The organism is Promicromonospora sukumoe, from assembly GCF_014137995.1.
GTDB classification, from domain to species: Bacteria; Actinomycetota; Actinomycetes; order Actinomycetales; family Cellulomonadaceae; genus Promicromonospora; species Promicromonospora sukumoe.
Genome location: NZ_JACGWV010000003.1, coordinates 198,653 through 210,207 on the forward strand (window position 1 = coordinate 198,653; position 11,555 = coordinate 210,207).

The following is an 11,555-nucleotide window of genomic DNA, read 5'->3' on the forward strand; positions in this document are numbered from 1 at the left end:
CTTGGTCCGACTCAGGACGGAATATCGAACGGCATCAGCGAAGGAACGTCCGGCGACGCGCCGAACGCATCCCGGAACGCACCCTCGAACGCATCATCGAACGCACCTTCCGACACGCCGGTGAACGCGCCGACGAACGACGCGTCGGACGACGGCGCGAACGGGAACGGCTGCGGCGGCCGCCGGCCCCCGCCCTCACCCGCCGGCGTGCCGCCGAGCATCCCGCCCACGCCCCCGGGCGGCACCTACCGGGTGCCGGGCTCCGAGCCGCGCTCGCGCGTCTCGGGGACGGGCATCCCGCGCACCCTGCCGCCGTCGGTCGGCGACGTGGTGCTGCGCGCCGCGGTGTCCGTCGGCATCCCCGTGTTCCTGACCGGCCCCACCGAGGACGGCATGCCCATGCTGTGGGCCAACCAGGCGTTCGAGCGCTACGCGGGCGTGCGGTTCAGCGACTTCGCCGGTTACACGGTGCGCCGGCTCGGCGAGATGCTCGTCGAGCCGCAGGACCTGGAGCGGATGACCGAGCTCGTGAACGCGGGCCAGGAGGTGCACGCGACGGTGCGGTCGCACCTGCGGGGCGGCACGCAGGGCTGGGCGCAGCTCACGCTCACCCCGGCCCGCGCGGGCCACGACGACCGCATCACCCACTGGGTCGGGTTCAGCGTGGACGTCACCGACCACGTGGAGCGGCACGCCGCGCAGGTCGCGAGCCTGGAGATCGAGCGCCAGCAGCGCGAGGACCTCGACCTCATCGCACAGACGACCGAGATCCTCACCGACCTCGAGTACCCCTACGCCCTGCGGGACATCGCCGAGCTGCTCCAGACGATGGTGCGCTGGGCCGGCTTCTACGTGAACGACGACGGCCTCAAGCACGCGGCCGGCGTCGACGTCGCCGCCCCGCCGAGCGGCCGTGGCCGCCGGCACGCGCGGTACATCGAGGGCGACAACATCGCGGACAAGACGCAGCGCCGCCGTCCGCAGACCGATGCCCTCGGCGACTCCGTGACCACGGGCCCCATGCCGATCCTCGAGGTCGTGGACTCGGTGCAGGACGTGCTCGACGGCGTGCTCGACGGCCCCGTCACGCTGCACCTCGACATCCCGCACGCGCCGCACTCGGCGTCGGGCTGGCTGCAGCGCGACCTGACGCTCCGGCTCGCGGACGAGCTGGGCAAGGCCCCCGACTCCGTGGTGGTGCACCCCGTCGCCGGACGGCGGGACGTGCTCGGCCTCGTGGTGATCGTGCCGGACGAGGAGGAGCCGGGCGACTACGTCGAGTCCGAGGAGCCCGACACTCTGCGCACCGTGATCGAGGTCGTGGCGCGCCGCGCGGGCAGCGCCATCGACAACGCGCGGATGTACGCGCGCGAGCACCGCCTGGCCGAGACCCTGCAGCGCGCGATGCTCCCCGAGCAGGCCGACGTCGCCGGCCTGGACGTCTGGACCTACTACGCCCCGAACGCCGAGCACGCGCAGGTGGGCGGCGACTGGTACGACGTGCTGCAGATCTCGCCGGAGCTGGTCGGCCTGGTGATCGGCGACGTCGTCGGGCACGACGTCGAGGCCGCCGCCACCATGGGCCAGCTTCGCTCGGTCGTGCGCTCGTACGCGTTCGAGCTGTCCACGCCGAGCCGGGTGCTGGAGCGCGTCGACCAGCTCGTCGCCGGCATGGGCATCCCGCGCTCGGCGAGCATGGTGTACGCCTCCCTGCAGCGCGAGGAGGAGCCGGACGTCTGGACGGTCGGCTACTCGCGCGCGGGCCACCTGCCGCCGCTCCTGCTGCGCGGCGGCGAGGTCATCAAGCTGGACGACGGCGGGGGCGCGCTCGTCGGCTTCGGCTCCCGGGAGCGGACGACGGGCGAGGCCCGGCTGCAGCCTGGCGACACGCTGCTCTTCTACACCGACGGCCTCATCGAGCGCCGCGACCGGTCGCTGCGGCTGGGCCTGGAGGCCCTGCTGGAGACGGCGTCGGCGATCACGGCCCGCGACGCCGCGGGCGTGGGCGAGGAGCTCCTGTCCCGTCTGGCCGACGCGCCGGAGGACGACGTCGCGATCGTCGTCGTGCGCATCCCCGACCCGGCGGGCGACGCCACGGAGACGGCCCTGTCGCCGCGCTGGCGGCGCTGGATGCTCCCGAGCGAGCCGTCGTCGATCGGCCGCGCCCGGCACGCCGTGCTGCGCACCTGCCAGGCGTGGGGCATCGAGGAGTCCGCGCAGGCCGAGCTGGTCGTGTCCGAGCTGGTGGCGAACGGCGTGCTGCACGGCTGGGGCCACATCGCGCTGCGTCTGTACGACACGGGCGACGGGCTGCGCATCGAGGTCGAGGACAACAACCCCGCCCCGCCCGTCGCGACCGACGGTCACCCGAACCGCCTGGGCGGGTTCGGCATGCAGATCGTGGACCGGCTGGCCGAGTGGGGCTGGCGCCCGTCGGGCAGCGGCAAGCTGGTCTGGGCGAAGCTGCGCCGCCAGCCCACCCCGCCGAAGTAGAACCCTGGCGAGATAGAACCCTGGCGAAGTAGAACCGCAGCGCACCGGACGGGGTGCGCTGCGGTTCTACTTCGCCAGGGTTCTACTTCGCTGCGGTCCTACCTCGCCAGAGTTCTATCTCGGCGGAGGGGTTGGATAACGTTTTACGCCGTGGACACGTCGCGGTGGGATAACGGAGACGTGTCGTCGTCCCGGGAGGTCATCACCGCGAACCCCGAGTCGGGGGCGGCCGGCTCGCACGAGTGCTCGTCGTCCACCCGGAAGAGCTCCATGGCGCCGCACACCTCGAGCACGAACAGGTCGCGCTCGTCGGCCCCGCGGATCACGGTGGCCCCGCCGCGCTTGCGGCCGGCGTCGGCCAGGGAGATGAGGAACGCCGCGCCGGTCGAGTCCATGAAGGTGACCCGGCACATGTCGATGACGAGCAGCTGTCGGCGCAGGCCGACCACGCGCGCCGCGATCTCCGGGAACTGGTCTCGTTCGGCAAGGTCAAGGTCGCCGGCGATCACGAGCGTCGTCGTCGTGGGAGACGTCGCGATCTCGATCATGTGTCGAGCGTAACGACTGTTGCTCGATCGCACCGGATGAAAGGCAAAATTCACCGTCACCAGTGGCGGTATGGGCAATCCTGTGCGACCTCTTTGTCCCGTGTTGTCCCTACCATGTGGTCGGTGCTCCCCGGATGTTCCCGAGGTGTGAGAATTCGAGCATGAGCTCCCACGAGAACCTGCTGCAGGGTCCGGCCCCCACGCTGCTGGCCGACGACCACCCGACCGCCCGTGAGCGGCTGGCCGACGGCGTCGACCCCGTCGAGGTCGCGGCGCAGGACCCGGCGTCGTCCCTGGTGTGGGCGGTCCTGGCCGAGGGCGCGCTCACGGCGGGCACCCCCGCGGGCGACGTCGAGGCGTACGCCTACGCGCGCACCGGCTACCACCGCGGGCTCGACGCGCTCCGCCGGTCGGGCTGGCGCGGGCAGGGCCCGATCCCGGCCGCCCACGTGCCGAACCAGGGCTTCCTCCGCGCGCTCCTCGCGCTCTCGGAGGCCGCGCACCGCATCGGCGAGGAGGCCGAGGCCGAGCGCTGCGCCACGTTCCTGGGCGACTCCGGCACGTCCGTGGACGAGGTTCGCGCCCTGGTGCCCACCACGAAGTAGACTCGGGCGCGGCCCGCCGGCGCCTCTCGATGCGCACCCGTGCGGAGCAACCCTAGGAATTTGAGAAGGTGGAGATCCATGCCAGGCGTCGTGCTCGTCGGGGCCCAGTGGGGCGATGAGGGCAAGGGAAAGGCGACGGACCTCCTGGGCTCCCGCGTCGACTACGTGGTCAAGTTCAACGGTGGTAACAACGCGGGGCACACGGTCGTCATCGACGACGAGAAGTACGCCCTGCACCTGCTGCCGTCGGGCATCCTGTCGCCCGGCGTGGTGCCGGTCATCGCCAACGGCGTGGTGGTCGACATCGAGGTGCTGTTCGAGGAGCTCGACGCGCTGATCGCGCGCGGCGTGGACGTGTCCCGCCTGCTCGTGTCGGGCAGCGCGCACATCATCGCTCCGTACCACCGCACCATCGACAAGGTGACGGAGCGGTTCCTCGGCAAGCGCCGCATCGGCACCACGGGCCGGGGGATCGGCCCGGCGTACGCCGACAAGACGAACCGCGTCGGCATCCGCATGTGGGACCTGTTCGACGAGAAGATCCTGCGCGCCAAGATCGAGGGCTCGCTGGACCAGAAGAACCACCTGCTCGTGAAGGTCTACAACCGGCGCGCCATCACGGTCGACGAGACGCTCGACGAGCTGCTGCAGCACGCCGACCGCCTGCGGCCCATGGTCACGGACACCGCCGTCGAGCTCAACAAGGCGCTCGACGACGGCAAGAACGTGCTGTTCGAGGCCGGCCAGGCGACGATGCTCGACATCGACCACGGCACCTACCCGTTCGTCACGTCGTCGAGCGCGACGGCGGGCGGCGCGGTGACCGGCTCCGGCGTCGGGCCCACCCGGATCGACTCCGTCATCGGCGTCATCAAGGCGTACACGACGCGCGTGGGCGAGGGGCCGTTCCCCACGGAGCTGTTCGACGACAAGGGCGAGTTCCTCCGCAAGACCGGCGGCGAGTACGGCGTCACCACGGGCCGCGCCCGGCGCACCGGCTGGTACGACTCCGTCATCGCGCGCTACGCGACCCGGATCAACGGGCTCACCGACATCGTGCTCACCAAGCTCGACGTGCTCACCGGCATGGAGAAGGTCCCGGTCTGCGTGGCGTACGACGTCGACGGCGTCCGCCACGACGAGATGCCGACGGACCAGACGGCGTTCCACCACGCGAAGCCGGTCTACGAGCAGCTCGACGGCTGGTGGGAGGACATCTCCCAGGCGCGCTCGTTCGACGACCTGCCGAAGAACGCGCAGAACTACGTGAAGGCGCTCGAGGAGATGTCCGGGACCCGGATCTCCGCCATCGGGGTGGGCCCCAAGCGTGACGAGATCATCCCCGTCCACGACCTCATCCACCAGCGCTGAGAAGGACCTCTGCCACAGTGAAGATCCTCGTCATCGGGACCGGTGCCCGCGAGCACGCCATCGTCCACTCGCTCGACCGGGAGAACGTCTCCGGCGTCGCCTCCCACGAGCTGCACGCCGCGCCCGGCAACCCGGGCATCGCGGGAGCGGCCACGCTGCACCCGGTCGACGCGCTCGACGGGGCCGCCGTGGCGGAGCTGGCGCAGCGGATCGGGGCGGAACTGGTCGTCGTCGGCCCGGAGGCGCCCCTGGTCGCGGGCGTCGCCGACTCGGTCCGGGCCGCGGGCATCCCGGTGTTCGGCCCGTCCGGCGAGGCGGCCCGGCTCGAGGGCTCCAAGTCGTTCGCCAAGGAGGTCATGGCCGCCGCCGGCGTGCCGACCGCGATGGCGCACGTCTGCACCGACGTGGACGAGCTGGAGGCCGCGCTGGACGCCTTCGGCGCCCCGTACGTGGTCAAGGACGACGGCCTCGCGGCCGGCAAGGGCGTGGTCGTCACCGACGACCGCGCGGCGGCGCTCGTCCACGGCGCGGCGTGCCTCGCGGGCGAGAACGGCCGCGTGGTGGTCGAGGAGTACCTCGACGGCCCCGAGGTCTCGCTGTTCTGCGTGTGCGACGGCACGACCGTGGTGCCCCTGGTCCCCGCGCAGGACTTCAAGCGCGTCGGGAACGACGACGAGGGCCCCAACACCGGCGGCATGGGCGCGTACACCCCGCTGGACTGGGCGCCGTCGGGCCTGGTGGACGAGGTGGTCGCCCGCATCGCCCAGCCCACCGTCGACGAGATGGCCCGCCGCGGCACGCCGTTCTCCGGCGTGCTCTACGTCGGGCTCGCGCTCACCAGCCGCGGCACCCGCGTGGTGGAGTTCAACGCGCGCTTCGGGGACCCGGAGACGCAGTCCGTGCTGGCCCGGCTCGCGACGCCGCTGTCCGACGTGATGCTCGCGGCGGCCCGCGGCAACCTCGGCGAGCTGGAGCCGCTGCGCTGGCGCCCCGAGGCCTCCGTGACGGTGGTCGTGGCGTCCGAGGGCTACCCGGCGTCGGCCCGGTCCGGCGACCCGATCACGGGTATCGAGGACGCCCAGATCCTCGCCGGGGTGCACGTGCTGCACGCCGGCACCGGGCTCTCCGAGACGGGCGACCTGATCAGCGCCGGCGGGCGCGTGCTGTCCGTCGTCGCGCTGGGCACCGACCTGGCCGACGCCCGGGCGCGGGCCTACGAGGGCGTGGCGCGCATCGAGCTCAAGGGTTCGCACCACCGCACCGACATCGCGCTGAAGGCGGAGCGCGGCGAGGTCACCGTCCCGTAGCACGGCCTCCCTGCCCGACGACGGCGCGCCGCCCCCGCCGGGTGGCGCGCCGTCGCCGTTCCGTCGGGTGCCGCGCCGTCAGCGCGCCACACCCCGCCGCTCCCGCGCCGGCATCCCGGTGACGTCCATCAGCACGCCGATCATGCGGGCCCGGACACCCGCGTCGTCGGTGACGGTCGTGGCGCGGCAGCGCACCCACATCTCGCGTCCGTCCGCCGCGACCAGGCGGTGCTCCAGGTCGAGCGGGTCCGCGGCGCCCGCGAGCTGCCGGGCGATCGCGATCTGCACCGCCCGCACGTCGTCGGGGTGCACGCGCCCGGTCCACTCCTCGATGCCGGTGCACGGGGCGTCGTCGGGCAGGCCGACCAGGGCGCGCCAGGTGCGCGAGTAGAACACCTGCCCGCTCGCGATGTCCCAGTCCCAGGTGCCCTCCAGGGCGACGTCCTGGACCAGCGCGCTGCGCTCGACCTCGGTGCGCAGGTCCAGCACGAGCGCCCGCTCCCGGTCCGCGGCCTCCGCGAGGGCGGCCCGCTGGCGTTGCAGCGACGTCAGCCGGTCCTCCCGGTCCAGCGCGACGGCGACCATCGCGGCCCAGTGGTCGTACTTGTCCCGGGAGCTCGTGGCGCGCGTGTCCACCCCGCCTGCGATCGCAAGCATGCCCCAGTCGCTCTGCCCGAACGTCACCGGCACCACGAAGACGACGCCGTCGCCGGACAACGCGGGCGGCGGGAACCGGCCCACCGGCATGCGTTTGCCCACGAGCGCCGTCGCCTGGCGGGACGTGGCGGTGGTGCCGACGATCTCCAGGGTCCGCGCCCCGGCCACGGGGTCGTCCACAGCCCTGTCCACAGGGTCCTCGGCATCCGTCCACAGGGCGAGCGTCGCCGGGCTGCGGTGCCCGCGCGGCAGCCAGGTCAGTGCGCGGATGGCTCGGCCGTCGGCGTGCAGCAGGTCGAGGTCGAGCTCGTACTGGTCGGTGATGGTCCGTTCGAGCTGCCCGGACCGGGCCAGCAGCGTCTGGGTGCACCCGGCGCTCAGCGCCACGAGCACGTCCGTCGCCGTCCGGGTGACGGCGCGGGCCCGGGCGGCGCGGCTCGGGGCGCGGGGCGCCCCCGTCGTCGTGCCCCCGGTCCCGCTCCCGGTTCCTGCCCCGCTCCTGCCCGACGGCGCAGGCTCCGCGCCCGTCCCTGCACCCGTCGCCGCCTGCCCGTTCCGTACCTGCTCCCGGAACTCCTCCTCGACCGCCCGCAGCGCGGGGATGAGCTGCTCCAGCGCCTCGGGGTGGGGCCGCAGCACGCGCGTGCTCTCGGCGAGGCTCGCGAGCGTCGCCTGCGTGGGCGGCTGGCCCAGCGCCGCGGCGCCCCGGAACACCCGCTGCACGCCGCGCATCCACGACTCCAGGTCGGCGCCGGTCCCCAGGCGCGCCTCGGCGCCGTCGAACGTCGCGCGCGCCACCTCGCCGAACCGGCGCCACGCCGTCGAACCCTCCTGGGCAGGCAGGCCCTCCAGGAGGGCGCCCGCCCGCGCGTCGAGGCAGCCGCACGACTCGCGGGTCACCAGCGTGGAGCGCGACAGGTGCTGACCCGCCACCCGCTCGCCCCGGATCCGGGACAGGAGCAGGGACACGGCCAGCTCGCCGACCTGGTCGTGGTGCGGGTCCACGGTCGCGAGCCGGGGGCGCACGCGCGAGCCCGCCTCCGAGTGGTCGAAGCCGACGACCGCCTGGTCGCGCGGCAGCGACAGTCCCTCGGCCCGCAGCACCCGCGAGAACCCGATCGCGTTGCGGTCGGTCGCCGCGACGGTCGCCGTCGTCGGCAGGCCGGGGCCGGCCACGAGGGCCCGCGCCACGGCCGCCGCGCTCGCCTCCTGGTTGTCGCTCGTGCGGTAGAGCCACTCGGGCCGGGGCGTGATGCCGTGGGCGGCGAGCGTCGCCAGGTAGGCGGCGTGCCGCTCGACGATGTCGGCCTGCCGCAGGCTGCCGAGGAACCCGATCTCGCGGTGCCCGTGCGCGATGAGGTGCTCGACCGCGGCCCGGGTACCGCCCTCGTTGTCGGGCGTGACGACCGGGGCGTCGATGCCGGCCGCGCGCTCGCTGACCAGCACGACCGGCGTCCCGTCCGCCTCGATCCGGAGCAGCGTGGCCTCGTCGACGGCCGACGTGATGACGATGACGCCGTCCAGCCGCCCGAGGCTCACCGCTGCGGTGCCCGGCGGGCGGTCCGGGAACTGCGCCCGCTCCAGGTCCGCCGGATAGGTCTGCACCGCCACGACCCGGTGCCCCTCGGGACGGACGGTACGCGCGATGCCGGCGAGCACCCGCCCGAAGTAGTAGCCCCCGACCACCGGGGACAGCACCCCGATGACATACCTGCGCTTTCCACCCAGCATGCTTACACCCCGTCTTCGTTGACGCTGTGCAAAATTCACCCAAGGGTGCATGCTACGTGGTTATGGTCCCACCGTCGCGACCGAAACATCCAGAAGTGCCCGATTATTCGTCCCCTGCGCGACGGCCGACCATCGTCGACGTCGCGCGCGCCGCCGGCGTCTCGACCGCCGTCGTGTCGTACACGCTCAACGGGCGCCGCGGGGTCTCGGCGGCGACGCGCGAGCGGGTGCTCCGCGCGGCCGACGAGCTCGGCTGGCGCCCGGCCAGCGCGGCCCGCTCGCTGCGCAGCGGTCCGGCGGCCGCCGCGCTCGTCGTCGTGCACGACCAGCCGTTCGGCACCCGGGCCGCGTTCCCGCTCGACCTCGTCACCGGCGCGCTCCAGACCATCGGCCCGGACACCCTCACGCTCGCCGTGCACGTCGCGGGTTCGCCCGCCGACGCCGCGCGGCTCATGGACCGCTGGTGGACCGAGCGGCGCTACGGCGCGTTCGTCGTCACCGGGGTGCGGGTCGACGACGCGCGCCTCGCCGCCCTGCGCTCCCTGCCCGCGCCGGCCGTCGTGGTGGGCACCGCGCCCGACGGCGGGCCCGCGACCTGGCAGCACGTGGTGCTCGACGACGGCGCCGCGTTCGCCCAGGTCGGCGCCTTCCTGGCGGAGCTCGGCCACCGGCGGGTCGCGATGGTCGCCGGGTCGGAGCGCCTCGTGGCGCCCGTCCGCCGGGCCGCCGCCCTGGGGTCCGCGCTGGCGGGGCACGGCATCGAGCTGCGCACCGTCGCGGGCGACGGGCCCGAGCGCGCGGCGGCGGCGCTGCTGCCGCTGCTCGCCGCCGCCGACCGTCCCACGGCGGTCGTGACCGACGACGACGCCACCGCCGGCCTCGTGCTCGACGTCGCCCGGAGGCTCGGCCTCGGCGTGCCGTGGGACCTGTCCGTGGTCGCCGGCACGGACTCGCCGGCGTGCTACCTGACCGCGCCGTCGCTGACCGCCGTGCCGTACCCGGTCGAGGAGCTCGGCCGGGCGACGGGCCGGGCGCTGCGCACGGCGCTCGGGGCGGGGCCGGTGTCGGGTGCGGGGCCCTCGCCGGGCGCCGGGACGTCGTCGGGCGCGGCCCCGTCCGTGGGGGTGGAACCGCCGCGCACCGTGCCGGTGGGGCGGCTCGTCGTCCGTGGCTCGACGGCGCCGCCGCCCGGCGACTAAACGTTTAAGACGGTTCTGCCGAGGTCAAACGGTAGGCAAGGTTGCGCCATGCCGCGGCGGAACGAGCCGCCGCGGTGCGCGGACCGTCGTCGGGCCAACCGGGGCCGGCACGGTACGCGCCCGGTCCGGCCAACGGAGGTCACCGTGTCCACAGCACCCCGCCGCACCCGCGGCACGTCCCCACGTAGGTCCCGCAGCGTCGCGGCAGCGGCGGTGGGCGCTCTCCTCGCGGCTCCCGCGCTCGTCGCCGTCTCCAGCGCACCCGCCGTCGCGCTGGAGGACAACCCGTTCGTCGGGGCCGCGCAGTACGTCAACCCGGACTGGTCGGCCCTGGTCGAGACGGCGGCCGACGAGGTGGGCGACGCCGGCCTCGCGGCCGACATGCGCGCCATCGCCGACGAGCCGACGTCGGTCTGGATGGACCGCATCGCCGCGATCGAGGGGACCGAGCGGCAGAACGGTCTCGAGTGGCACCTCGACCAGGCGGTGGAGCAGTCGGGCGGCTCGCCCCTGGTGTTCAACGTGGTGATCTACGACCTGCCCGGGCGCGACTGCCACGCGCTCGCCTCGAACGGTGAGCTGCCCGCCACGGCGGCCGGGATGACGCGGTACAAGACCGAGTACATCGACCCGATCGTCGCGCTGCTGGACCGGCCCGAGTACGAGAACCTGCGGATCGTCGCCACGATCGAGCCCGACTCCCTGCCCAACCTGGTGACCAACCAGTCCGACGCCGACTGCGTCGCCGCGGCGCCGTACTACCGCGAGGGCGTGCAGTACGCGATCTCCGAGCTGTACGAGGTCGGCAACGTGTACTCCTACATCGACGCGGCGCACTCGGGCTGGCTCGGCTGGCCCAACAACTCCAGCGGTGCGGCCCAGGAGTTCGCGAACGTCATCGAGGGCAGCACCTACGGGTGGGCCGCCGTGTCCGGGTTCGTCACCAACACGGCGAACACCACGCCGCTGGAGGAGCCGTTCCTGACCAACCCCGACCTCCAGGTCGGCGGCGGCCAGGTGAAGTCCGCGGGCTGGTTCGAGTGGAACCCGGACTTCGACGAGATCGACTGGACCGCGAACCTCTACGACCTGATGGTCGCGCAGGGTGCGCCGTCGAGCATCGGCATGCTCGTCGACACCAGCCGCAACGGCTGGGGCGGGGCGGCCCGTCCGACGGCGGTGAGCACGTCGACCGACCTGAACACCTACGTCAACCAGTCCAAGGTGGACCGCCGCAACCACCGCGGCGCGTGGTGCAACCCGGCGGGCGCCGGCATCGGGGAGCGGCCGACCGTCGCGCCGTCGGGCCACGCCGAGTCGCACCTCGACGCCTACGTGTGGGTCAAGCCGCCGGGCGAGTCGGACGGGTCGTCCACGGAGATCCCGAACGACGAGGGCAAGCGGCTGGACCGCATGTGCGACCCGACGTACCAGTCGAGCGAGCTGGGCGGCCGGTTCACGGGCGCCCTCGCGGACGCGCCGCTGTCGGGCCACTGGTTCCAGGCGCAGTTCGAGATGCTCGTCGCCAACGCGTACCCGGCGATCGGCTAGGCCCGGCTGCCCCCTCCCCTTCGAGACCTAAGTTTCTTCGCTCTCGGCCCGACGAGAGCGAAGAAACTTAGGTCTCGAAGGTGAGGGTCGAGC

General features: G+C 73.5%; 9 protein-coding genes. 6 read left to right on the plus strand and 3 right to left on the minus strand.

All coding sequences use genetic code 11. From position 1 onward, the window contains the following. Positions 1–11: 11 nt before the first annotated feature. A complete protein-coding gene (locus FHX71_RS24990) occupies positions 12–230 on the minus strand; it encodes a hypothetical protein (RefSeq protein ID WP_182620228.1) in 219 nt (72 codons plus the stop codon). Between FHX71_RS24990 and FHX71_RS24995 the strand changes: the two genes are divergently transcribed. Further along, positions 208–2,493 (plus strand): SpoIIE family protein phosphatase, encoded by a 2,286-nt coding sequence (locus FHX71_RS24995; RefSeq protein ID WP_182620229.1) that lies wholly within the window; start codon positions 208–210, stop codon positions 2,491–2,493. The two genes, FHX71_RS24990 and FHX71_RS24995, sit on opposite strands and share 23 nt — an antisense overlap. A gap of 143 nt (positions 2,494–2,636) precedes the next feature. Here the strand turns inward: FHX71_RS24995 and FHX71_RS25000 are convergent, their stop codons facing one another. Then, positions 2,637–3,041, minus strand: a complete 405-nt coding sequence (locus tag FHX71_RS25000) for an STAS domain-containing protein (RefSeq protein WP_108495292.1) — start codon at positions 3,039–3,041, stop codon at positions 2,637–2,639. A 161-nt stretch (positions 3,042–3,202) separates the two neighbouring features. On the opposite strand from FHX71_RS25000, the gene FHX71_RS25005 reads away from it, so the two are divergent. The 3 genes from FHX71_RS25005 to purD all read left to right on the plus strand — a co-directional run bounded on the left by FHX71_RS25005 (position 3,203) and on the right by purD (position 6,324). Continuing rightward, complete coding sequence (locus FHX71_RS25005) at positions 3,203–3,646, plus strand: DUF3151 domain-containing protein (RefSeq protein ID WP_182620230.1); 444 nt, start codon at positions 3,203–3,205, stop codon at positions 3,644–3,646. A 78-nt stretch (positions 3,647–3,724) separates the two neighbouring features. Continuing rightward, complete coding sequence (locus FHX71_RS25010; RefSeq protein WP_182620231.1) at positions 3,725–5,017, plus strand: adenylosuccinate synthase; 1,293 nt, start codon at positions 3,725–3,727, stop codon at positions 5,015–5,017. A gap of 17 nt (positions 5,018–5,034) precedes the next feature. Continuing rightward, positions 5,035–6,324, plus strand: coding sequence for a phosphoribosylamine--glycine ligase (gene purD / locus FHX71_RS25015; RefSeq protein WP_182620232.1), 1,290 nt, complete (start codon positions 5,035–5,037; stop codon positions 6,322–6,324). Positions 6,325–6,402: 78 nt separating this feature from the next. Here the strand turns inward: purD and FHX71_RS25020 are convergent, their stop codons facing one another. Continuing rightward, on the minus strand, positions 6,403–8,712 hold the full coding sequence (locus FHX71_RS25020; RefSeq protein ID WP_182620233.1) for a substrate-binding domain-containing protein: 2,310 nt from the start codon (positions 8,710–8,712) through the stop codon (positions 6,403–6,405). A 95-nt stretch (positions 8,713–8,807) separates the two neighbouring features. On the opposite strand from FHX71_RS25020, the gene FHX71_RS25025 reads away from it, so the two are divergent. After that, the gene (locus FHX71_RS25025; protein ID WP_182620234.1) at positions 8,808–9,911 is read left to right on the plus strand and encodes a LacI family DNA-binding transcriptional regulator; all 1,104 of its coding nucleotides are present in this window, start codon (positions 8,808–8,810) and stop codon (positions 9,909–9,911) included. A 144-nt stretch (positions 9,912–10,055) separates the two neighbouring features. Continuing rightward, positions 10,056–11,462: a glycoside hydrolase family 6 protein gene (locus FHX71_RS25030; protein WP_312877209.1), complete on the plus strand. Its 1,407-nt coding sequence runs from the start codon at positions 10,056–10,058 to the stop codon at positions 11,460–11,462. Positions 11,463–11,555 lie beyond the last annotated feature (93 nt).